Annotated in this window: 21 protein-coding genes; 16 read left to right on the forward strand and 5 right to left on the reverse strand. The window is 35.0% G+C overall.

Annotation, left to right across the window (positions count from 1 at the left end; all coding sequences use genetic code 11):
* A partial coding sequence (locus FQU23_RS11095; protein WP_209282344.1) for an Ig domain-containing protein occupies positions 1-1,725 on the reverse strand: 1,725 nt, incomplete at its 3' end.
* Between the two features lie 886 nt (positions 1,726-2,611).
* Between FQU23_RS11095 and FQU23_RS11100 the strand changes: the two genes are divergently transcribed.
* On the forward strand, positions 2,612-3,244 hold the full coding sequence (locus FQU23_RS11100) for an SGNH/GDSL hydrolase family protein (RefSeq protein WP_147673886.1): 633 nt from the start codon (positions 2,612-2,614) through the stop codon (positions 3,242-3,244).
* Positions 3,245-3,356: 112 nt separating this feature from the next.
* Here FQU23_RS11100 and FQU23_RS11105 read toward each other — a convergent pair whose 3' ends face one another.
* Positions 3,357-5,204, reverse strand: a complete 1,848-nt coding sequence (locus tag FQU23_RS11105) for a CocE/NonD family hydrolase (RefSeq protein WP_147673887.1) — start codon at positions 5,202-5,204, stop codon at positions 3,357-3,359.
* Positions 5,205-5,484: 280 nt separating this feature from the next.
* Between FQU23_RS11105 and FQU23_RS11110 the strand changes: the two genes are divergently transcribed.
* The 5 genes from FQU23_RS11110 to FQU23_RS11130 all read left to right on the forward strand — a co-directional run bounded on the left by FQU23_RS11110 (position 5,485) and on the right by FQU23_RS11130 (position 11,588).
* Positions 5,485-7,014 (forward strand): carboxypeptidase-like regulatory domain-containing protein, encoded by a 1,530-nt coding sequence (locus FQU23_RS11110; protein ID WP_147673888.1) that lies wholly within the window; start codon positions 5,485-5,487, stop codon positions 7,012-7,014.
* Between the two features lie 111 nt (positions 7,015-7,125).
* Positions 7,126-8,442, forward strand: coding sequence for a mechanosensitive ion channel domain-containing protein (locus FQU23_RS11115; protein WP_147673889.1), 1,317 nt, complete (start codon positions 7,126-7,128; stop codon positions 8,440-8,442).
* Between the two features lie 293 nt (positions 8,443-8,735).
* Complete coding sequence (rlmD, locus tag FQU23_RS11120) at positions 8,736-10,151, forward strand: 23S rRNA (uracil(1939)-C(5))-methyltransferase RlmD (protein WP_147673890.1); 1,416 nt, start codon at positions 8,736-8,738, stop codon at positions 10,149-10,151.
* A gap of 80 nt (positions 10,152-10,231) precedes the next feature.
* Entirely contained in the window at positions 10,232-10,753 is a 522-nt protein-coding gene (locus tag FQU23_RS11125; RefSeq protein WP_147673891.1) for a DUF6452 family protein, read from the forward strand.
* Positions 10,737-11,588, forward strand: a complete 852-nt coding sequence (locus FQU23_RS11130) for a DUF6048 family protein (protein WP_147673892.1) — start codon at positions 10,737-10,739, stop codon at positions 11,586-11,588. Before FQU23_RS11125 ends, FQU23_RS11130 begins: the two co-directional genes overlap by 17 nt.
* 182 nt (positions 11,589-11,770) lie before the next feature.
* Here FQU23_RS11130 and FQU23_RS11135 read toward each other — a convergent pair whose 3' ends face one another.
* Complete coding sequence (locus tag FQU23_RS11135) at positions 11,771-12,007, reverse strand: hypothetical protein (protein ID WP_147673893.1); 237 nt, start codon at positions 12,005-12,007, stop codon at positions 11,771-11,773.
* Between the two features lie 74 nt (positions 12,008-12,081).
* Positions 12,082-13,281 (reverse strand): class I SAM-dependent RNA methyltransferase, encoded by a 1,200-nt coding sequence (locus FQU23_RS11140; RefSeq protein ID WP_147673894.1) that lies wholly within the window; start codon positions 13,279-13,281, stop codon positions 12,082-12,084.
* Between the two features lie 162 nt (positions 13,282-13,443).
* Here FQU23_RS11140 and FQU23_RS11145 point away from each other — a divergent pair, with 162 nt between their 5' ends.
* The 10 genes from FQU23_RS11145 (at position 13,444) to FQU23_RS11190 (ending at position 21,059) form a co-directional block, all read left to right on the forward strand.
* Complete coding sequence (locus tag FQU23_RS11145; protein ID WP_132110492.1) at positions 13,444-14,208, forward strand: SAM-dependent methyltransferase; 765 nt, start codon at positions 13,444-13,446, stop codon at positions 14,206-14,208.
* Positions 14,209-14,877 (forward strand): ZIP family metal transporter, encoded by a 669-nt coding sequence (locus tag FQU23_RS11150; RefSeq protein WP_132110494.1) that lies wholly within the window; start codon positions 14,209-14,211, stop codon positions 14,875-14,877. It abuts the gene before it with no gap.
* A 67-nt stretch (positions 14,878-14,944) separates the two neighbouring features.
* Entirely contained in the window at positions 14,945-15,757 is an 813-nt protein-coding gene (murQ, locus tag FQU23_RS11155) for an N-acetylmuramic acid 6-phosphate etherase (protein WP_147673895.1), read from the forward strand.
* Between the two features lie 66 nt (positions 15,758-15,823).
* Positions 15,824-16,045 carry a DUF6095 family protein gene (locus FQU23_RS11160; protein WP_147673896.1) on the forward strand — a complete coding sequence of 74 codons (222 nt, stop codon included), beginning with the start codon at positions 15,824-15,826 and terminating at the stop codon, positions 16,043-16,045.
* On the forward strand, positions 16,045-16,617 hold the full coding sequence (locus FQU23_RS11165; RefSeq protein WP_147673897.1) for a pentapeptide repeat-containing protein: 573 nt from the start codon (positions 16,045-16,047) through the stop codon (positions 16,615-16,617). The genes FQU23_RS11160 and FQU23_RS11165 overlap by 1 nt, the downstream gene beginning before the upstream one ends.
* Before the next feature lie 2 nt (positions 16,618-16,619).
* A complete protein-coding gene (locus FQU23_RS11170) occupies positions 16,620-17,123 on the forward strand; it encodes a DUF1572 family protein (protein ID WP_147673898.1) in 504 nt (167 codons plus the stop codon).
* Position 17,124: 1 nt separating this feature from the next.
* Positions 17,125-17,499 carry a DNA topoisomerase IV gene (locus FQU23_RS11175; protein ID WP_147673899.1) on the forward strand — a complete coding sequence of 125 codons (375 nt, stop codon included), beginning with the start codon at positions 17,125-17,127 and terminating at the stop codon, positions 17,497-17,499.
* A gap of 39 nt (positions 17,500-17,538) precedes the next feature.
* Positions 17,539-18,309, forward strand: a complete 771-nt coding sequence (locus FQU23_RS11180) for a TerC family protein (RefSeq protein WP_147673900.1) — start codon at positions 17,539-17,541, stop codon at positions 18,307-18,309.
* Between the two features lie 174 nt (positions 18,310-18,483).
* Positions 18,484-20,403 carry a DUF294 nucleotidyltransferase-like domain-containing protein gene (locus FQU23_RS11185; protein ID WP_147673901.1) on the forward strand — a complete coding sequence of 640 codons (1,920 nt, stop codon included), beginning with the start codon at positions 18,484-18,486 and terminating at the stop codon, positions 20,401-20,403.
* On the forward strand, positions 20,400-21,059 hold the full coding sequence (locus FQU23_RS11190) for a PolC-type DNA polymerase III (RefSeq protein WP_147673902.1): 660 nt from the start codon (positions 20,400-20,402) through the stop codon (positions 21,057-21,059). Before FQU23_RS11185 ends, FQU23_RS11190 begins: the two co-directional genes overlap by 4 nt.
* Before the next feature lie 71 nt (positions 21,060-21,130).
* On the opposite strand, the gene FQU23_RS11195 is transcribed toward FQU23_RS11190, so the two are convergent.
* Entirely contained in the window at positions 21,131-23,821 is a 2,691-nt protein-coding gene (locus tag FQU23_RS11195; RefSeq protein WP_147673903.1) for a DNA gyrase/topoisomerase IV subunit A, read from the reverse strand.
* Positions 23,822-23,854 lie beyond the last annotated feature (33 nt).

A 23,854-nucleotide genomic window follows, 5' to 3' on the forward strand; every position in this document is an offset into this window, starting at 1 on the left:
ACCATAAACTTTCGTTTGTCCTGTATTTGCTGTTACTGCTAAGTTAGCTTTAGTGATCGTCACCGTCACCAATGTTCTTGTAGCACTTTTACATCCAGAAATTGTATTTCTAGCTTGTGCCCAGGCAGTATAGGTTCCAAAATTGGTTCCTGAAGGCGCCGATGTTGTGGTAACTCCGTTTTCTGTTGTGAACCAGTCAACTGTTTCACCTGTAGATACTGTCGCAGTTCCTGTTTTTAGAGTACCATCATAAATAGTAGAAATATTTCCAGCGGTTGGTGCGGTTGGTTGTGCCAATACATTTACCGTTTTAGTGACAGTTCTGAAACAACCTGTAATAGCGTCAGTAACCGTATAGCTTATTACAGGACTTCCTGCAGCAACACCTGTAACAAGTCCTTCAGAAACTGTTGCCAGTAATGAATTACTGGTGCTCCAAACACCTCCAACTGTTGTATTTGATAAAAGTAAAGTTGAGCCAACACAAACATTTGTAGTTCCTCCCGGACTAATTGCGTTTACAGTTGGTAAAGGATTAACAACATATTCCAATACATTAGAAGTAGCAGAACAAGAGACAGAATTTAAAGTAGAAGTTGCTATCCGTTTGAAAGAAGTAGTTACGGTAAAAGAAGCAGGATTTATTTGAGCCGAAACTTCTGAAGGAATGGTTGACCAACTTGATCCTCCGTCAATACTTTGTTGCCAAATATAGGTTGGAGTAGCCGAACCTGTTGCAGCAGTTGTAATTGCAGTAATTCCCGGATCTAATGTGCCACAACCTGGACCAGATTGAACACCACCTTTTGCAATTACCCCAGCAGTTATATTGTTTATTGTAACCACTGTTGCTGCAGAAGGAGCCGAAGGACAACCAACAGTTACTATTACGGTATAAGACCCAGCAGTTGTTGCTGTATAAGTTTGGCTTGTTGCCCCAGAAATAAGCGTTCCACCCACATACCATTGGTTACCAGTTGTGGCTGATGATGTTAACACTACAGAAGCAGCATCACAAATTGTTGTTGAATTTCCTGCTGTTATTGTGGGCTTTGATGGATTTGCACAAGTAACATAGACTGCTTCGATAGGATAATTACCTGTTGACGGAACTGATGTAGGTGAAACAGGATTTGTGGACGACAAAGTATATGCACTAGTTCCAACAGTAATTGTACTAGGAAATTGAAAACTTAAATTTCCAATCAGCGCAATATTTCCAGTGGCCCCATTCCCACCTCCTCCAGTGGAGAAGGTAATAGAAGTATTTACGGGAGTTGGTCCAGGTCCCGTTCCTTGATATTGAACTGTAACATTCACATTTGGAGGAAGCCCACTGGTGGAAAACTTAACATTTGCATCCGTAAATTCAGTTACAGCAACTCTACCAGAAACCTGCCCTGTAGCCGTTAATACAAATGCCACTCCTAGGTGATTAATTTTTATCTCAAACTGATTATTATAAATATTGCCATTCGCATCTGCGATGGCAAAATTATCGTGAGAGTTCACACAAGTTGCCGGTTTGGGTGTTTCGACAAAGTTGAAGTCAACCCGCTCTCCAGGTTGCCAGCCGGTCCCCGTAATAATCACATACTCACCAGGAGCATAATCATCCTTATCAGTCATAACAGTTGCCTGCGAAAAAACCACATTGGCAAAAAACAAACTAGAAAATAAAAAAATAAAAGTAAAAAATCCCGATTTAGGTAGAATTGTTCTCATACTCACTTGAATTGAAATTATTATATATAAAATACTTATTGTCTAACTGTAAAAAGGAAAATCGAATAGAACGTGGTTTTCTATAGTTGATTTATTGCACTCTATTAATTCAAAGCAAATGTTTTTTTGTAGGTAGAAAAACATCTAGACAAGGACTATAAAATCTTCATCGTAAAACTAAATTATATTATTTTTAACATACTGTTGCGATTTATTTTACATTTCCGATTAAAGTGTTAAAAAAATCTACAAACTACATAATAGTCTATTTTTAAGTAGTTTACAAACAGTATAAAATTTAAAATATATTACTTTTCGAACTTATTTTCTAAAAAATAATAGCAAATAAAAATCTAAACATGAGGTATTGAATAAAAATTATAATGAGTTTCCCCTATTGAAAAAAAGAGTATATAATAGCTAAAAGCAAGCCTGTATTGACTTTAAGGTGTATTACTATCTATTAATTTAGAATTTAGATTAGCCATTCAACGAAAAAACCTTGCAATTGTGATTTTATAAAAATCGTAAGCAACTTTTTTTCAAATACAAGCGTTTTAAAAAGGGAAAAATATAAATAAATTGGGCTGACTTACTAATAAAATCAGCTTTGCCAGAATGCACTTATTAATATTTTTTTCTAATTAATTGACTTCATAATGAAATATAAAAAGCGAAAAAATAATATGCAAGAGTTAGCGATAAAAGAGCAATTTCGGAATTAAAACTCCCTAAATTTATTTGTTGGTAAACCACTTTTGCTACAACGCAATTAATAAAATAAACAAGTTGCCTTTTCAGCTTTAGAACACAATTAATATCATATCCAAATAGGAATCCGTTAATATTTTATAGATTTGTTTCCTATTATATACGATGAGATCTTATGAATAGCAAAGTACAAGATTGGCCTAATTTAAGTAAGTATGCGAAGGCAAACTCCCTATTAAACATTCCTGTACAGGGAGAAAATAGAATCGTTTTTATGGGAGATTCCATAACAGAGTTTTGGAGTACTGTTAACGGAACATTCTTTGAAGGAAAGTCGTACATTAATCGTGGAATTAATGGGCAAACCACACCGCAAATGCTTATTCGTTTTAGAGCAGACGTGATTGCATTAAAACCTTCGGTTGTGGTGATTCTGGCGGGAGTGAATGACATTGCTGGAAACACAGGTCCTTCAACCTTAGAAATGATTACCAACAATATTTTTTCTATGGTCGAATTGGCGCAAGCCCATCAAATAAAAGTGGTACTCTGCTCAGTTTTACCCGCTTTTGATTTTCCGTGGAAACGTAATCAACAACCGGTAGATAAAATCACAGGTTTAAATGAAATACTAATCAATTATGCCGCAGCAAATAAACTCGTATATCTTGATTATTATACTGCAATGGTAGATGAACGCAGCGGCTTAGATGCAGATTATTCTGAAGATGGTGTGCATCCTAACAAAAAAGGTTATCAAATAATGGAACCTCTAGTAGAAAATGCTATTGCTTTATCTATGGATTAAATCGTTACTATTGCGACTTTTTTAAGACGAATACACATTACAAACATATTACAAAACCAAAAACCCAATCACTATTTTAGGATTGGGTTTTTATTTTTAAAGAAGTCTGCTTTTATTTCACAACTGTAAATATAATTTTAGAATCGTCATAAACGCGGTGTGTTTGCTTTTTAAAATCTTCTGATTTAGCATAAAAGATATTATCCACAAACGTTTGCGGATTCAAGTCAATCAATGGAAACCAGGTACTTTGAATCTGGATTTGGATTTTGTGTCCTTTCTTAAAAGTATGCATCACATCTTGCAATTTGATATTTACCGCCGTTTTCTGGTTAGCCACAAAAGGTTCTGGATTGATAAAACTATTTCTAAAACGACCGCGCATTACTTCGCTTCGCACCATCATATGGTAATTACTCATTTTTAAATAAGGAGCTACCTCAATCGTTTCTGGCTCATCACTAGGAAAAACATCTATTACTTTTACAATCCAATCGGCATCTGTTCCTGAAGTAGAAACCTGCAGTTGTGCCAAGATATCTCCTGCCAAAGTCATATTATCCTTTAAAACTTCGGTTTCATAAACGATGACATCAGGACGACGCGCCGAAAAACGCTGATCATCGGTCATGTATTTTCTTGGTGTAATTCCTTTTTGATTGATATCTTCGGTAAAAGGAACAGGTTTTTTGGGATCGCTAATAAATTCCTGAAATCCAAACTCAATTGGCACAGAAGTCATTAGTTTATCGTTTGCCAAATAAAAACTTTCTTTCGCTGCATTTTTCGGAGGCCAAACGTCATAGGTTTTCCAATCCTTAACTCCTGTATCAAAAACATAGGCTTCCGGAAGTTTGTTGCTGTCTTTTCCATTCTCTTTTAAGAAATGACGAAAAAAGTTAGCTTCAATATTTTTCTGATAGAAACTTGAAACACTATCGCCAAATTTTATATTTCCAATAGTAGCCGTTGCTGTATTTCTAGCCCAATCACCGTGACTCCAAGGTCCCATAACAATAGTATTGTAGTTCTTACTGGTTTTCTCTATCGTTTGGTAGGTGTTCAAAGGACCGTATAAATCCTCGGCATCAAACCAACCTCCTACAGTCATAACTGCAGGTTTAATATCTTTTAAATGTTGTAGAATACCTCTCTTTTGCCAGAATTCATCATAACTGGAATGGTCCTTTAGTTGTTGCCAAAACTCATTGTCTTTGCCATAAAATTTATCTAAATTAGACAAAGGCCCCGCATCCATAAAAAATTGATAATCATCTTTAGTCCCTAAGTCGGGCAAAGTGTACCAAGATTTAGTGGTACGTTCCTTTTTTTGAATTCCAAAAAGTGGTGTTGCTTTCCAATAACTCAATAAATAGGCTCCATTATGGTGAAAATCATCGAAAAAGAAATCACTAATACAAGCCTGAGGCGAAACCGCTTTCAGTGCGGGATGCCTGCTTAATAAAGAATAAGTTGCATAAAACCCAGGATATGAAATTCCCCAAGTTCCCACATTCCCATTATTATTCGCTGCATTTTTAACTAACCAATCAATTGTATCGTAGGTATCAGAAGCTTCGTCCACTTCGGTTTTTGATTTTTTATTTGGAATAAAAGCGCGCATGTTATCATACAAGCCGTCGCTCATCCATCGCCCACGTACATCTTGATACACCACAATATAACCTTCTTTCATCATGGTTTCGCTGGGACCAATGCTTTTCTTGAACTCATTAGGGCCATAAGGAGCACAACTATAAGGCGTGCGTTGCATGATAATTGGGTATTTCTTTGATTGATCCTTTGGCGTGTAAATGACTGTGTAAAGCGAAGCTCCGTCACGCATTTTAATGTGCACTTCTTTCTTAGTATAATTTTCACTAACAGCATAGAGACTGTTGTTTTGCGCAAATAAGCTGGTCGAAAGCACCAAAAACGCAACAAATAGTAGTTTTTTCATTTAAGTAATTGCTAATTATAGAACGGTAAATATATTTAGAATAAAACCAATATTAAAATTTACTTGCTAGTATTTAAACAAAGTTCTAAATGTGGATTTGATAACTGTATCCCTGCTCTTTATATTACAAAGCCGTTTAGTAACGATTATAAATTCCACTACCCATAAAAACCCACAAAACTCAAACGCTCTTGAGGTAAATTATTAATAATAAGCAATCTGTGATTTTGTAACAAAACAGCGCTAACTTCGTCTTACTTTTTGAAGCACCTGCCATAATATGAGAACAATTTTTATAATCACCTTTTTTACATTACTTAATTTCCAGTTTGGAATAGCACAGAATATTAAAGGAAAAATCATTGATTCGGCAACTGGTGAAAGTATTCCGTACGCTAATATTAGGGTAAACGAGTCCGAAAACTTGGTTTCTAATGGTGAAGGCTATTTTTCACTTTCGGAGAGCAACAGCCAGGACGAAACACTACTTGTGGTTTCCTATTTGGGTTTTGTTAATCAGCAATTAACTGTGCGCGAATTGAAAAAGCGCGATTTTACAATTAAGCTTCTACCTGCCGTTTACGAACTGGATGATGTTGAAGTGTCTAACATAAAACCAAATCCCTACGAGATTATGGCAAATGTAAAAGCCAACTTGAGCCGAAACTATACAACCGGCGAGAAAGGGTCTAAAGAAATGTTCTTTTATAGAACCTCTAGTTATTTTAATCCTTCTATCATTGATGTCGAAATTGCCAAATCAACTGGTTTTAACAAGCAAGCATTATCAAAAATCAATAATGACCTTCAGTCTTTTTCCAGTAAATTAATTAAGCATCCACCAGTGTCATTTACTGATATCCTTTGTAATTATTATTCGGTTAAAACAAAAAAAGCAGAGAAGTTTGTTTTTACCTCTAAACTAGATGTTTTAAAAGCCACTCTCTTAAAAAATGAAGGCGAGTCTACTTCCTTAGACGATTTAGAAAAAAAAGCAAGAAACCTGATGCTACAACACCTCGATACTACTAAATTTTACCGCATAAAAAGCGGACTTATAGGATCAAGGGATACTATTTCGCTACGTAAAGACTTCAATAGAAAGAAAAAAACAGGTATTAACATAGAAGTAAACAGCCAGTTAACTGCTACCAAGAGTAACCTGAACAGCTTTATGTATCAAAACAATTTGTTAAACAACAAGAGGTTTGATTTTATACAAAAACCAGAGTTATATGACTATACTTTTGAAGGCTCGACCTACACTAATGAAAATGAATTTGCTTATGTCCTTACTTTTAAACCTCGAAGAAGCAAAGGCATGTATGTGGGTAAATTATATATTTCTGAAACCGATTATGCTGTCCTAAGAGCAGAGTATGTCCTTGACGAAGGTGAAAAGCTTAGTAATTTTAATATGAAGTTTCTTTTGGGAATTAAAGTATCCCAGAATGTTAGTAAAGGAACAGTCATTTACAAAAAAAGAGCCGAAGATGATAGCTATTACATACAGTATGCCACTATAGAAAGTGGAAATTACTTTTATCTCAATCGCCCATTGAAACTTATAGAATTAGCTAAGGGAGAAAAAGATGTATTGGCCCTTGATTTTAAAATTGAAGCCAATACTCGAAATAAAACAGAGTTCCTGAACATGTCACGTACTGAAACAACTGCTGCTGCCATTGAGAAAATTAAGGAAACCGATTTTAAATTTACAAATATCAAATCCTATGACCCCAAGATATGGAAAGATTACAATGCCATAGAACCACTGCAAGAAATGAAGCAGTTCAAAACCATTAATTAACTTACTAAACAATAGTAGAGAAACCTTAAACTGTTAAGAAAATGCCAATCCCTAGGATCTATTCTTGTCTTAGTTTGTGAATGTTACCTTTGCATAAAACAAATTAAAACAATGATTCCACCTAGTAAACAATATGCCGCTATACAAATAGATCCTGACTGGTTAACTGACTATTTTAATGTAGATCCTCAAATTGCTTATTACATCAATCTTCCAATTCTCCTTTTTGGCTTACTGATTATATGTTTTATCGCTTGGCTTTTAACCAAAAAAATAATCGTTAATTCGATTCACAAAATATTTTTAAAAACTAAAATTACCTGGGACGATATCCTAATCGAAAAAAGAATATTTGACAAACTTGCTTTCATCATTCCCGCATTTATTGTGATTTTTGCAGTGCCTTCCATTCTAGCAGCGTACCCTGCACTTTCTAGTTATGCAATAACTCTTGCAACGATTGTAATTTTGTTGATTATTGTCTGGACCATCATTGCTTTTCTAGCGGTTCTTAACGAGATCCTTTCTGTATCTCCCGCTTTTATAGACAAGCCCATTACGAGTTACATTCAAGTAATGAATATTTTTGTTTATTTTGTGGGAGGAATTTTAATCTTGTCTGTACTTCTAGGAAAGAGTCCGTTCTACTTTCTAGGCGCAATGGGTGCTATGACCGCCATTTTACTGTTGATTTTCAAAGACACTATCCTAGGCTTTGTAGCCAGCGTTCAAATGTCAGTTTACGATATGGTACGCGTGGGAGATTGGATTGCTATGCCAAAATATGATGCAGATGGCGATGTACTTTCCATAAATCTAAGCACCGTTAAAATCCAAAATTGGGATAAGACAATCACCACAATTCCTACCTATGCTTTTATTACTGATTCTTTTAAAAACTGGCGCGGAATGAGTAATTCTGGAGGTCGAAGAATCAAGAAATCCATTGATCTAAAGGTGAGTAGTTTTTGTTTTTGTGATGAGCAAATGCTAGAACAGTTTAAAAAATATGCCCTTATAAAGGACTATATCCTTGATAAAGAAGCAGAAATTAAGAAATCAAATTTAACGTTAGCTGGCAATGAATCTAATGTTGTTAATAGCAGAAGCCTAACAAATATTGGTGTATTTAGAATTTATGCCGAAAACTACATTCGTTCCAATGCGAATATAAATTTGGAAATGACCCATATGGTTCGACAACTGGATCCGACTTCTAAAGGAATGCCTTTAGAAATCTATTGTTTTAGTAAAGTCAAAGAATGGAAGAAATACGAGCAAATCAAATCGGATATTTTTGATCACCTGCTTACCATTACCTCTCAATTCCAACTGGAAGTTTTTGAAGAGCCTACAGGTAGAGACTTTAGAAGCTTAGTAGATTCCCAACATCAGCCAGCACGAGTTTCTAATATGTATTCTGAGTAATAATTAGAAAGAAATTCTAGTTATAATTGCCGTTTATTCTAGTTTAACCAATGCTTTTTAAAATGATGAGAACAGCTGGTCTCGTAGTAGTGATGCCCCCGATTATAGCGAAAAACCCGCAGGATTGAAAGCTTTAGAACACTTGACTGTAAAGAGCGACCAACGGAAGCTCCTTTACAGGCGTAGTGTTCTTGCTTGAAGAACTAGGGATTTACAGCGGAAAGCGGGAATAGGCACAAATAAAAATCACCTCTTTTTGAAAATATTAGCGTACAAACGCTTATTTTTGCGCCATGGCAAAGAAAAATACAGATAAGGTGGTGTTTCACCAGATAAAAGTCATCGATGCAGGTGCAAAAGGAGTATCAGTAGCAAAAGCTCCAGACGGTAAAGTAGTGTTTATCCCAAATGTAGTTCCGGGTGATGTGGTTGACGTGCAAACTTTTAAGAAGCGCAAAGCCTATTATGAAGGAAAAGCAATTCATTTTCATGAATTTTCAGAACATCGTATAGAACCTATCTGCGAGCACTTTGGCGTTTGTGGGGGTTGTAAATGGCAAAATATGAAATACAGCCAACAGTTGTATTACAAACAAAATGAAGTATTAAACCACTTGCAACGCATTGGGAAAGTTGACCTTCCTGAATTTGAGCCCATCTTAGGTTCAGAAAAACAGTTTTTCTACAGAAACAAAATGGAATTTTCGTTTTCAAACAGCCGTTGGTTGACAGAATCTGAAATTGCAAGTACCGAGGATTTAGGAAACAGAAATGCATTAGGTTTTCACATTCCGAAAATGTGGGACAAAATCCTTGACATCAATAAATGTCACCTACAAGAAGATCCATCAAACGCAATTAGAAACGAGGTTAGAGATTTTGCTAACGCAAATGGCCTGACTTTCTTTAATCCAAGAGCACACGAAGGTTTGCTACGTACTTTAATGTTGCGTACTTCTTCTACTGGAGAAATCATGGTATTGATTCAGTTTTTTGAGAATGACAAAGCAAACAGAGAATTAATTTTGGATCATTTATATGAGAAGTTCCCACAGATTACTTCTTTACAATATGTGGTGAATAATAAAGCGAACGACACTTTATACGACACCGATATTAAACTATATAAAGGAAGAGATTATATACTTGAAGAAATGGAAGGTTTGAAATTTAGCATTAATGCCAAATCTTTCTACCAAACCAACTCTGACCAAGCGTATGAATTATACAAAATCACAAGAGATTTTGCTGGTTTAACTGGAAATGAAATCGTTTATGATTTATATACTGGAACTGGAACTATTGCTCAGTTTGTTTCTAAAAAAGCAAAAAAAGTAATAGGTGTCGAAAGTGTTCCTGACGCTATCAAGGATGCTAAAGCAAATGCCGTACGTAATAATATTGATAATTGCGAGTTCTTTGTAGGAGACATGAAAGTCGTATTTAATGACGAATTCATTGCGCAACATGGTCATCCTGATGTTATCATTACTGACCCACCAAGAGACGGAATGCACAAAGACGTTGTTGAACAAATTATGAAAATTGCTCCTGAAAAAATCGTTTATGTAAGCTGTAACTCGGCTACACAAGCACGTGATTTAGCCTTGATGGACGAGAAATACAAAGTAGCTCGTGTGCGACCTGTGGATATGTTTCCGCAAACACATCACGTAGAGAACGTGGTTCTTTTAGAAAGAAGAAAATAGTTATCAGTTTGCAGTCGTAGTATTCAGTTCTAATACTACTGAATACTATACACTGAGAACTGAATACTGAATACCATCATATGAAAAAATTAATACTGTTGCTATTTGTTATCACCTTCTCTTTCTCCAGTTGTGAGAAAGATGATATCTGTGATCCCAAAACGGTTACAACTTCTCGGCTAGTGATTACATTTTATGACGTTACGAATTCGTCTGTTAAAAAAAATGTTACTGATCTCAAAATAATCGGTGAAGGAATGACTGATGGAGTTAGTTTTAGTGGAGCGACTTTGATCAACGGAAGCACTGTTTCGATTCCGCTGAAAACAAATGCAGATACAACTACTTTTCGTTTTATTCTGAATGCTGAAAATACAAATCCAGCATTAATAAACGAAGACGTACTGAAATTTAATTATGTGCGAGAAAATTTATTTGTGTCTCGTGCCTGTGGTTTTAAGACAGAATATACTCTTGATTCTCAAACACCTTATGTCCATACTGACGCAGCGGTTTCAGATCAAAAATGGATTCAATTCATTGCAGTGAAAAACAGTATTATAGCTAACGAAAATGAAACACACCTTGAAATATTTTTTTAGTATTTGCCTCGTTTTATCTCTGTTTTTAGCACAAGCGCAAGACACCAGCCAAAAAGGCAAACTGGCGAAGCAAACCACTACCTTAAAAAACGTAGCTGACAGTACTCGTACAGCTCCTATTATTCCTTATAATGGAAATTTAAAGACAGTAAAATTGCCTGAGGAAATACAAGACAGCGTCATTCCTGTAAAAACAGACCGTTACGGACTTCGTGTGGGTGTTGATTTGTATAAATTAACTCGTGCGTTGTATGACAAGGATTATAAAGGAATCGAATTTGTAGGTGATTACAGATTGACAAAAAAATATTTTTTGGCAGCAGAAATAGGTAATGAAAATAAAACTACAGATGACGACCGTCTAAATTTCACTACAAAAGGATCTTATCTAAAAGGAGGTTTTGATTACAATGCCTACGAAAACTGGTTAGACATGGAGAATATTCTCTCTATTGGATTGCGCTATGGTTTCAGCACTTTTAATCAAGAATTGAACAGCTATAAAATATATAATTCCAATCCTTATTTTGGAGAAGGAGCAGCCATTCCATCAGGAGAAAAATTCAATGGATTAACAGCTAGTTGGATCGAAGTGGTTGCGGGTATAAAAGCAAAAGTATTTGATAATGTTTTTGCAGGTTTCAGCCTTCGATTGAACCGATTGGTATCCAATAAAAAACCAGGTAATTTCGATAACCTTTATATACCAGGTTTTAATAGAACCTATGATGGTGATTTTGGAGTAGGATTTAACTATACAGTTACTTATTTCATACCTATCTATAAAAAGAAAGTAGTGCCAGTAGAACTGACTAAAAAAGGAGTTGCAAAATAAAAATCCTTTCTCTACTTTTTAAAACACAGAGAAACATCGTTTCTATTACGCTTAAAAAGACATTTCTTTAGTTATAGAATACACAGCGTTTCACTGTTTTACTAAAAAAACCGCCGATTCAAAGATTATAACAATCTGTGAATCGGCGGTTTTTTATTACTATCGTTTTTCAAGGTAAATAGTTAGCCTATTTCTTTAACATCTTTGGTAAAAACCCATTTCATATACAACTTCTCACCGTCTTGAGTTTTAATAGCTTTGAATTTTGGCGATAAAATCGTTCCTACTACAAATGCTGTCAAAGGAATCCATAAATCGGTTAATCCAGTATAACGCTCTACTAAGTAACGCGCTGAGACGAATAATATGGCAAAACAGCCTAATTGGTATAAAAATGCTCTTATTTGTAATTTTGTCATCGAATAATAATTATGAGTTATAAATTATGAGTTATGAGTTCTCTGAAAACAGAAACCTATTACAGGAATCTAATTTAATCAACACTTTTATCAGAACTTTCAACATGGTTGTCTGCTGACACTTGGAACTTAGTTCTCTTACTTCCTTCGTACATTTCGTATTTAACTAATCGAGCTTCAATACTAGCATTGAAAAGTTTGATTTTTCTCGAAGGTTTTAATCCAACAAATTTCAATGCATCAAGATTTCCTGTGATAAACCAAGCATTAGTTCCAGGATAGTTTTTCTTCAATGTATCACCAATGTTTTTATAGAATTCTTCCATATGAATATCCAATCGCTCATCATAAGGAGGATTAAATACCATATGCAATTTCCCTTGTGTCGTTTTCTCAGTATCAAAGAAATTTCTCTCTTCAATAGTGATATACTCCTCTAAATTGGCGTTCTTAATATTGTCTTTGGCTTTGCTTACTGCAGATGGCGCTTTGTCGAAACCTTTTATAGTGTAATGAAATTCTCTAACTCTTTTCAACAAACTGTCGGTGATATTGTCGAACAAATCATTGTCCCAGTCGTGCCATTTTTCGAATGCAAATTCTTTACGGTTAATGTTTGCCGGAATATTACAAGCAATCATAGCTGCTTCAGCCAGGAAAGTTCCAGAACCACACATTGGATCTAAGAAATCGCCTTGTCCATCCCAACCCGAGAGCAATAAAACACCTGCAGCCAATACTTCATTTATAGGAGCAATATTAGTTGCTGTTCTATAGCCACGTTGATGCAACGAATTTCCTGAAGTATCTAATGCTACCGAAACTTGGTCTTTGTCAATATGGATGTTGATTCTTAAATCTGGGTGTATTTTATCGATGCTTGGACGTTGTCCTGTACGTTCTCTAAATTGATCTACAATCGCATCCTTACATTTTTGGGAAACAAATTCAGAGTGATTAAAATTATCAGAGTGTACCGTAGCGTCAATCACAAAAGTTTGATTAGCGCTAATGTATCTTGACCAGTTTACACCCGAAATTCCTTTATATAAAGCTTGTTCGTTGTTTGCCTTAAAGAAATAAATAGGTTTCAAAATCTTTAAAGCGGTACGCAATGACAAATTGGCTTTGTACATAAACCCTTTATCCCCTTTAAAACTTACCATTCTTACGCCTTGTTCGACATCTTGTGCGCCTAACATTTGTAATTCTTTTGCTAAAATTTCCTCAAAACCAAAAAAGGTTTTGGCAACCATCTTAAAATTATTTTCCATTTGTTTGTATCAATTAAAACAGACCTTTTTCTGCTTTATGTTTAGGCCGTGATAGAAATTAAAAGTTTCTCATCGAGAATCACTCTGTATCTCCACGGTTTCTTTATTTTTCAGCAAAAATACACTAAATTTGCGGGACTTGAATTAATTGAAAAAGAATAAATGTCTGAAGAACAAAAACCAACGAATATAAATCCAGAACAACCAACAGAAGCTTGGTTCAGTTCTTGGTTCGATACACCTTATTATCACATCCTTTACAAAGAGAGAAACTGCACTGAGGCACAGCTTTTTATGGACAACATAACAAACTACCTTAATCTGCCAGAAAACGCTAAAGTTCTTGACTTGGCCTGCGGTAAGGGCCGCCATTCTATCTATCTGAACCAATTAGGATTTGATGTTTTGGGAGCTGATTTATCAGAAAACAGTATTGCCGAAGCTAACGAAAACGCAAATGACACTCTGCATTTTAAAGTGCACGACATGCGAGAGCCCTTCGAAGAAAAATATGATGCCATTTTTAATTTGTTTACCAGTTTTGGTTATTTCGAAAATGACGAAGACAATCTTACAACACTAAAAGCAATCAAAGAAAGTTTATCTGAATATGGTTTTGCAGTAATTGACTTCATGAATGTCAATCAAGTACTTAAAACTCTGGTTCCTGAGGAAACAAAAACTGTCGAAGGAATTGATTTTCACTTGAAGCGCTATCTAAAAGACGGTCATATTTATAAAGAAATTGACTTTGAAGACAAAGGACAAAAGTTTCATTTTACTGAAAAAGTAAAAGCATTAACCCTGGAAGACTTTGAATCCATGATGGAAGAAGCCGGAATTTATCTTTTAGATATTTTTGGAGATTATAAACTGAAAAGTTTCCACAAAACCGAAAGCGAAAGACTTATTCTTATTTTTAAATAAATGAATTACCTACTACCTCTACTCTCCGTATTGCTTGGTTATATTTTGGCTTTGATAATAAAACCGAAAAACAAGACTAATCTAAAACTACTATTAGCTTTTAGCGGCTCTTTTCTACTTTCTTTAACGGTAATGCATTTATTACCGGAAGTTTATGAAAGTCACAGCCATGATATTGGTATTTTTATCATGTTGGGTATTTTATTCCAAATTATATTGGAATTTTTTTCGAAAGGTGCAGAACATGGACACGTACACGGGCAGCCAAATATGACTCATATACCTTGGTTATTATTTATTAGCCTTTGTATTCATGCTTTCTTGGAAGGGTTTCCTGTAGGACATCATCACGATCTGGCTGTAGGTATTGCTATTCATCATTTGCCTATTGCGATTATACTAACAACGTTTTTCATTAATGCACATTTGAACAAAAAAGCAATTTTTGCCTTTATGATCACTTTTGCATTAATGACTCCGCTGGGGACATTGGCATCCGATTATTTACCGGTTTTAAATGCATATCATACCCAAATAACGGCCGTGGTAATTGGAATATTATTTCACATCTCCTCGACCATTATTTTTGAAAGTAGCGAAGGGCATAAATTCAATGTCGCCAAAGTTTCCATGATTGTTTTGGGAATTATCCTAGCCTACTTTGTTTAATAAGTTTTAAGCAAAACACATAAAATCAACAAAAAAGTTTTCCATATAAATTTTGATTATTTAAAAAATGGCATTTACTAAAACTACCGAACAAGCCTCTAAATACGAACACCTAGAAAAAATGTCGGTGCAGGAATTACTCATCAACATCAATCAGGAAGACAAAATAGTTCCTAATGCGGTGGAAAAGGCTTTACCACAAATTGAAAATTTAGTAGCACAAATCATCCCAAAAATGAAATTAGGCGGGAGACTTTTTTACATCGGAGCGGGAACTTCAGGACGCTTAGGAGTTCTAGACGCTTCAGAATGTCCGCCTACATTTGGCGTTCCTTTTGATTTAGTTGTAGGAATCATTGCTGGTGGCGATACTGCCATTCGCAAAGCTGTAGAAAATGCAGAAGACAACAACACTCAGGCTTGGAAAGATTTACAGGAATACCATATAAATAAGAATGATGTCGTGGTAGGTATTGCCGCATCAGGAACAACGCCTTATGTCATTGCTGGTTTAGAGGAATGCAACAAAAATAATATTATAACAGGAAGTATTTCTTGTAATGCAGAAAGTCCGCTTTCTCAAACGGCGCAATTCCCGATAGACGTAGTTGTGGGTCCTGAATTTGTAACGGGTAGTTCCAGAATGAAAGCAGGTACAGCTCAAAAATTAGTACTCAATATGATTACTACAGCCACCATGATCCAACTTGGAAAAGTGAAAGGCAACAAAATGGTAGACATGCAACTAAGCAACACTAAACTTGTTGATCGCGGGGTGAAAATGATTATGGGAGAAATCTCAGTTAGCTATGAAGAAGCTGCTGCTTTATTGAAAGAACACGGAAGTGTGAGAAAAGCTGTAGAATTTTTTAATAAATAAAAACTTAATTTAGTAATTGCTGTACTTTGTGAAAACTAAGTACAGCTAGTATTTAAAATATATAAAATGGGCACTAATAAAGAACTTTTAGCTAAAGGAGTTAAATATATAGCAGGAGCTTTACCTTTGCTATTTATAGGTCCATCACTCATTTACAATGCTTTTATCAATAAGGAAAACCTATGGCACTATCTTATTCTAGCCATCGGCATTGCTACTTGTGGTGCAGCAGTGTATTTACTTTTTCAAGGATTGAATACAATAATGAAAAGTTTATTTAACGACTAATGGAAGACTTAATCCACATTCAAAAAACATTTGAAAAAATTGTTTTTATAGACAAAAGAGTCAATAATCGGGAATTTGAAGATTGTATCTTTAAAAACTGCGACTTGTCTAACAGCGATTTCTCTAATAATACCTTCATGGACTGTGAGTTTATCGATTGCAATCTTTCGATGACAAGTTTGATGGGCAGCAGTTTAAAAACGGTACATTTTAGCAATTGCAAATTATTAGGAATTCAGTTTAATAGCTGTACTGATTTCTTATTTACAGTGAGTTTTCACGATTGTGTTTTGGATTATTCTTCATTTGCCAATAAGAAAATGCCAAAGACAAAGTTTAGTTCCTGTTCGATGAAAGAAGTCAGTTTTATAGGAAGTACACTTTCTAATTCGGTTTTTGAGAATTGCAATTTAGACAATGCCATTTTTAACGATACTCAATTAAAAGAGGTAAATTTCCTGACCGCTTACAATTACAAAATTGATCCGGAATTCAATCCAATGAAAAAAGCAAAGTTTTCTGCGCAAGGAATTCCTGGACTTTTGGAAAAATATGATATAAAAATAGAGTAATAATGGAAACCCGTGAGTTATATCTTTCGAGTGTAATAAAGCAAATGCACTATTACAAAACAGTTGGCGAAAAAGCAATGGATCAATTAGAGCCAGAACAGCTTTTTATAGTGACAAATGATGATTCTAATAGTATTTCATCAATTGTAAAACACCTTTGCGGAAACATGCTGTCTCGCTGGACTAATTTTTTAACTTCTGATGGAGAAAAAGAATGGAGAGAACGCGATGCTGAATTTGAAACCAGCATCACATCCAAAGAAGACGTGTTAGCGCTATGGGACAAAGGGTGGGATTGTTTTTTTCAAGCAATTGAATCCTTAAATCCAGAAGACCTTTCGAAAATTATTTATATTCGAAATGAAGGACAAACGGCAATTGATGCAATAAATAGACAAGTAGCACATTATCCTTATCATATTGGACAAATTGTATTTTATGCTAAACAATTAAAGAATAGTGACTGGGAAAGTTTATCAATTCCGAAAAATAAATCAAACAAATAAAATGAAAAAATTACTCCTATTTCCTTTACTCCTTTTAGTAGTTTCCTGCTATAATGTGGAACGCAACTGCCAAGATTTTAGAACCGGTAAATTTCGTTTTGATTACGAAGTGGATGGCGTAGTTAAAACAACACTTTTTGAACGAAATGACAGTATAGAAATTGAAACCTACAATGGAAAAACTGATACGGCATCAATAAGATGGACTAATGATTGTGAGTACATTTTGAAAAAATTACATCCAAAAAATATGGCAGAAGAAAAGTCAATAAGCATGAAAATTTTGACAACTTCAGAAAACTCATATACATTTGAATTTGGTTTAGTTGGCTCAGGCCAAAAACAAAAAGGCACCGTAACAAAACTAGAGGAATAAAGACTAATCGTTAAAAAAAAAAACTAATAATTATAAAAGATGGAAGTATTTTTAAATCCCGATGCTTGGGTTGCCTTATTAACGTTAACTTTTCTGGAAATTATTCTAGGAATCGACAATATCATCTTTATCTCTATAGTTACAGGGAAATTACCTGAAGAGAAAAGAAAAAAAGCAACGCAAATTGGTTTATTTCTAGCCATGTTTATGCGTATCGCATTGCTGTTTGGAATTTCACTTTTAATTGCAATGAAAGAACCATTTTTCAGTATAAACTGGCGATGGTTTAGTGCTGATTTTACTGGTCAAGCCATCATTTTATTTCTGGGAGGACTCTTTTTAATATATAAAAGTACTAAAGAGATTCATGAAAAAGTAGATCACACAGGTGAAGAAGAAAAAACCTTAAAAACTACGGCCACAAAATCTTTTGGCAATGTAATTTTCCAGATATTGCTTATTGATCTTATCTTCTCAGTCGATAGTATTTTAACTGCTGTTGGGATGACTAATGGTGTCGAAGGCGCCTTGTATATCATGGTTACAGCTGTTGTAATTTCGGTTGGGGTGATGATGCTTTTTGCAGTTCCTGTTGGGAATTTTGTAAACCAAAATCCATCGATTCAAATTTTAGGATTGGCCTTCTTAATCCTGATTGGTTTTATGTTGATTACTGAAAGTATGCACTTATCAAATGCAGCTTTAGTTGGTGAACATGTTGGTGCCGTTCCAAAGGGCTACTTATATTTTGCCATTGCTTTTTCACTGGCAGTAGAGTTCTTAAATATGAAAATGAGAAAAAAGAATTAAAAAAAATATTTTCTAAAAAAGCTCCTTTGTGGAGCTTTTTTTATGCAAAATTCTTAACTTTAAATAAGTAACTGTTTTACTGCATCATTCGCTAGTATTTATTCGAAAACAAGAAATTATTTTTTGATTTTAATCTAGCAATTTTAGTAGTAACTTAGGCTCAAATATCAACTAATGAAAAACACCATCTCACATAGAGTTGCCGACTTTTTAAAGAACTTCCCTCCATTTAATTTTTTAAATCAAAAGGATATTGAGCTACTTTCTCAGCATATATCTATAATCTATAAAGAAAAAAATGCAGTAATATTTTCCGAAAATGAAGAGGTTCATGATTCCTTTTATGTAGTTCATAAAGGTGCTGTAACACTAAAAAATGCAGCAGACAATGATATTTTGGACATGTGCGATGAAGGAGATATTTTTGGGTTAAGACCGCTTCTTGCAAATGAAAACTATAAAATGGACGCTACAGCCCATGAAGAAACCATACTTTACGCCATACCAATAACCATTTTTAAACCGTATGCACTAGAAAATCCAGCTGTAGGAAATTTTTTAATCGAAAGCTTTGCTTCCACAACTCGAAATCCTTTTTCGAAAAACCACAGAGGAAAACTATATGGAGATGCCGTTGAAAGCAGCCTAGAAACTGAAACTAAACTGTTAGATCTGCAACCGGTTAAATATTCGAAAAAAATAATTAGCTGTACAGCAACAACAACAGTGAAGGAAATTGCTGAAATAATGACAAGCAAAAATGTAGGAGCAATCATTGTAGTCGAAGAGATGCTACCTATAGGAATTATAACTGATAAAGATTTAAGGAATAAAATTGTCACTGGAGAATTTCCCATCACCACTACTGCCGATTTAATAATGACTTCGCCTGTAATTACTTACCCTAAAAAAATGACCATCACACAAGCACAGATGGCCATGATGAAAAGCAATATAAGTCATTTATGTCTCACTAAAGACGGCACGGTAAATACTAAAGTAGTTGGGGTTTTATCTAAGCACGATGTCATGGTTGCCTTAGGGAATAATCCCGCAGTATTGATAAAAGCGATTAAACGTGCTAAAAAAATTAAAAATATCAAGCCTATTCGTGCCAGAATAATGCAATTATTACAAGGTTATTTAGATCAAAACATTCCGATAACGCTAACCAGTAACATCATTACAGAACTAAACGATGCCTGCATCGAGCGAGTTATAGAAATTGTACTTTCAAAAATGCAGCAACCACCTCCTGTTAAATTTGCTTGGCTAGCAATAGGCAGCCAAGGAAGGAGAGAACAACTTCTTCACACAGACCAAGACAATGCGCTTGTTTATGAAGATGTTCCAGAAGAGTTAGCTATTGAAACCAATACTTACTTTTTAGAACTGGCGACTCATATAAACAAAGGACTTTTCCAAATTGGTTATGATTATTGCCCAGCGGAAATGATGGCTTCCAATCCGAAATGGTGTTTGAGTCTCAATCAATGGAAAAACCAAGTTCATCAATGGGTCACAAATCCTGGAAAAACAGAAGTTCTACTGTCATTTATCTTTTTTGATTACAGTCTTTCCTATGGAGATGCCGAAATTGTAAATAAACTTTCAGAATATATTTTCGAAATAATAAAAGCAAATCCAACTTTCTACGTGCATTTAGTTAGTGGCGCCTTGCAAAGTCCTTCTCCCACCGGATTTTTTAGGCAATTCGTAGTAGAACAAAATGGAATTCATAAAGATCATTTCGATATAAAAAAACGAGCTTTAATGCCGCTGGCAGATGCAGCAAGGATGTTGATTGTTTCCCATTCTGTGAAATCTATTAGCAATACTCCAGAGCGGTTTGAAAAATTAGCAGAACTTGAACCCAGTAACAAAGAGCTGTATTTATCCTGTTCTTACTCCTACAAGGCATTATTAAAATTCAGAACGAAGCAAGGACTTTTACACAACGATTCGGGACAATTTATTGCTTTAGATGCATTAACTAAATTAGAAAAAATAAAACTAAAGCGAACTTTTAAGACAATTAAAGAACTTCAGGAATTAATATCCATTCGATTCAATCCCAGCAAAATAGTCTTATGATCCATTTTATAAACAAAGCCAAATATTATTTATACCATCTTTTGGGATTATCGAACGAGAGTACAGACGAACAATTATCGGGTGCAATTGATTCGACACGTTTTGTTGTCTTAGATACTGAAACTACCGGTTTTAATTATGAAACAGATCGAATACTTTGTATAGGAGCCATCGTATTGCAAAATGGCGTTATTCCCATTCAAGAAAGTGTCGAAATCTATATTTATCAAGAACATTATGATTCTTCAAGTGCAAAAATTCATGGAATATTAAAAGGTGAGGTCAGTAACACAAAAACCGAATTAGAATCCTTGCAAGCATTTTTGGATTTTCTGGGAGATTCAATCATAATCGCCCATCACGCTTTATTTGACATCACTATGATCAATAGAGCACTGGAACGAAATGGCTTACCTATTCTAAAAAACAAAACTTTAGATACCGGAGTCTTGTACAAGAAAACACTAATAAAATCCAATCTATTAAATCATAAGGACCATTATTCATTAGATGAGCTGACTGATAAATTTGATATTCCCTTAAAAGATAGACATACCGCAATGGGAGACGCTTATATCACTGCGATTGCATTTTTAAAGATTTTGAAAAAACTACGAGAGAAAAAAGAAATCAGCTTACACCAACTGTTTAAATAATCGATTACAGTTCTTTTTCAAAACTGAAAAACCATAAAAAAAGCTCCTATGAAGGAGCTGTTTTTATGATTTTAGAACAAGATTGGCTGTCCATCCTCATCGAGAGGAACATCACTCCCATCATCATTTATGATTCGGCGTTCCGGTACAATTTCTTCTGGAACTTCATAAGGCAATGGCTCTAACATATTGACCTGTTTTATTTTATCAGTCGTTAATTGATTCCCTAAAGCTTTGAATCCTTTTACCGCGATAAAGTCTTCTATATCTACTGTAATTGACTCTTTTTGCACACCTTTTATCTTTGGAAAAACAAGTTCAACCACCGGACGGTAATCCGTTGATACAATTTCTAATTGCGAATTTGGATGCTCTGAGATAAAAACCTCTTCTTTATTTTCGGTTTCAACCAAGAAACGCTTGATGTAGTAGCGCTCTTTTTCACCATCATAATAAATGGCCGAAATTGGTTTTTTAGGAACCCATTTTTCTAATACCACCATATCTGAATCAAAATGAGTGGATAATTCTGGCGTAATTACTTTTAGTTTCCCTGATTGTTGAATAATCAAAATTTTATCGCTTGGTCTGAATTCGCCAAGCAACTCCCCTCTTTCATCTACATTTAATCGCTGAACAGTATCGTCATACCACACTTTTCTTGGCAGTAGAGTCGATATTCCTTTTTCTTTAATTTCAATTTTCTTAATTGGATATTTTGAGGCCAAATTCCCTTTCGAGCTACGTCCTTTAATAGCCATTTTAGCAAAATCGATATCGAATTTCAATTTCTTAATACTTCCTATCTGGCGCAAAATCACCGTTATCACCTCAGCTTCTCCGTTTGGATTACAAGTAAAATAGAGAATTTGTGATCCTTTGGTTCCATTAGTCAAATCATACAGTTTGTCCCTGGTTATCGCTGAAACGTTGAATCGCTTGATATAAGAAGGCCCTGATTTACCGTCACGATAAATCATATTGTACGTGGTGCGTTTGTCGCTTTTGTCAAAAATTGCAATGTGAATAATATCTTTACCCACAAAGGTCTTAGCGTCTACCTTAGTAACCATCATACTTCCGTCCCGTAAAAAAACAATTACATCATCAATATCCGAGCAATCTGTAACGTATTCGTCTTTTTTCAAGCTCGTTCCTACAAATCCTTCTTCTCTGTTAACGTATAATTTTGTGTTCCTTAAAACTACTTTTGTGGCTTCGATATCATCAAAAACACGAAGTTCAGTTTGGCGTTCGCGACCTTTACCGTACTTTTCTTTCAGCTTGGTAAAATAAGCAATTGCAAAGTCGATCAAGTGCTCTAAGTCGTGCTTTACTTGCTCTATATTTCCTTCAAGCGCTTCAATTTTATCTTGGGCTTTGTTACTGTCGAATTTAGAGATACGCATGATTCGAATATCTAGTAAACGTAGAATATCTTCCTCGGTAATAGCTCTTCTTAAATGTTTTATGTGTGGTTTTAAACCATCATCAACTGCTTGTAAAACATCTTCTCTCGTGGTTTTTTCCTCAATATCACGATAGATTTTGTTTTCGATAAAAATACGTTCCAAAGAAAGAAAATGCCATTGTTCTTCGAGTTCACTCAGTTGAATTTCGAGTTCACTTTTCAACAATCCAACTGTTCTATTAGTCGAAATTTTCAACATATCAGAAACGCCTATAAACAAAGGCTTATTATCTTCAATAACACATCCTAAAGGCGCTACAGAAGTTTCACAGGCCGTGAAAGCAAATAATGCATCGATGGTTTTATCAGGAGAAACTCCAGGAAAAAGATGAATTAGAATTTCAACATCGGCGGCGGTATTGTCTTCAATTTTTTTGATTTTGATTTTACCCTTATCATTGGCTTTCAAAATACTGTCGATCAAAGTAGTCGTATTTGTCGAAAACGGAATTTGGGTAATCACCAAAGTATTTTTGTCCAATTGTGCAATTTTTGCACGAACACGCACACGACCACCTCTTAATCCATTATTGTAGTTCGAGATATCAGCGATACCCTGAGTCATAAAGTCGGGATAAAGTGTAAAAGGTTTCCCCTTTAATATTTTTATTGAAGCATCGATTAACTCATTAAAATTATGTGGTAATACTTTTGTCGAAAGTCCCACTGCAATACCTTCTGCACCTTGTGCCAAAAGTAATGGAAACTTAACAGGAAGATTGTTAGGCTCAGCTCTTCTTCCATCATAAGACATTCCCCAATCAGTAATCTTTGGACTATAAATAACCTCCAAAGCAAATTTAGACAAACGCGCTTCAATGTAACGAGAAGCCGCAGCACCATCACCAGTTAAGATATTTCCCCAGTTTCCTTGACAATCTATCAATAATTCTTTCTGACCAATCTGTACCATCGCATCTCCAATACTCTGATCCCCGTGAGGATGATACTGCATGGTATGACCTACAACGTTAGCTACCTTATTATAACGGCCATCGTCTAACTCTTTAAGAGAGTGCATGATTCTACGTTGAACCGGTTTAAAACCATCCTCAATTGCAGGAACAGCACGCTCCAGAATTACATAAGAAGCATAATCCAAAAACCAGTCCTTGTACATTCCTGTAACTTTGGTAATGGTATCGTGGCTGTCTTCGGGATTATCGTAAAAATGGTGTTCGCCCGAAGTTACTATATCGTCAAATCCTTCATCATTTGATTCGCTGGAATCGTTGATTTCGTTTTGAGATTCGTCTTCGTTTGGTATGATATTTTCTTCGTCTTCGTCCATTTATTTTCTTTGAATTGTATAAGAAATGCTCTT

The sequence above is a fragment of the Flavobacterium sp. XN-5 genome, assembly GCF_008033395.2.
GTDB lineage: Bacteria > Bacteroidota > Bacteroidia > Flavobacteriales > Flavobacteriaceae > Flavobacterium > Flavobacterium hiemivividum.